The 717-nt window shown below is 48.0% G+C and carries 1 pseudogene; it reads left to right on the top strand.

Annotation, left to right across the window (positions count from 1 at the left end):
* Positions 1–399 precede the first annotated feature (399 nt).
* Positions 400–717: pseudogene (locus ABR397_RS23020) on the top strand (type VI secretion system protein); the annotation flags it as partial.

The following is a 717-nucleotide window of genomic DNA, read 5'->3' as shown; positions in this document are numbered from 1 at the left end:
TAAAAATATCAAAGCACATGGTTTTTGCTCTCAAAAAGAGAGTATGAGATCATAACTATTACTGTCGGTCAAATCTGATTTTTTTAACAAAATATTCACGATCTTGCCCTGCGAAATACCCAATCCATCATCTTCGATCCAAAATAAAAATATTATTCAAATAACCAAATATCAGTAAGTTACCAAATTTCTTATCCAATAGTATGAAATTGAAGGATTTAAACGACTGATGACAAGCCACACCCTGAGCATCAAAACTGATAACGGCGGGCAGATAACATTCAACATTTCTCAAATTGCAACACAGCAACAATCCCGCTGAACTAATACTGGCAATGGAGCTGCTGGCTGGGGAAAAAGCGGTCATCATTGACCCGGACGGCTTTCTTATCGACCAGATTCAACCAGCGCAGCCCGCTGTTCAGCTTCACCCGCCAGATACAGGGGCTGCACAGTTACCTGATTCAGTTGCTGGAGGGCATTCTCTACAATGGCGGCCCGGCACAGCCCGGACTGCGCGGCGTTTATCTCACCTCCTCCAGACAAATCGGCCAGATGGATGACATCTTTACCCAGTCTGCCGCCGTGCAGTATCACCTGGGACCCCAGGCCTTTCCGACCTGGCCGGTGGCCGATACCGCTCCTTACTTCACCCGCTCGCTGTTTGAAGACGTGTTGCTGGCCGAGCCCAATCTGGCGGCGGAAAACCGCCTGTGG

Source organism: Photorhabdus viridis (assembly GCF_040256935.1).
GTDB lineage: Bacteria > Pseudomonadota > Gammaproteobacteria > Enterobacterales > Enterobacteriaceae > Photorhabdus > Photorhabdus viridis.
The sequence above is the reverse complement of the archived record's forward strand: the minus strand, read 5'-3'. Positions and strand labels throughout refer to the sequence as shown.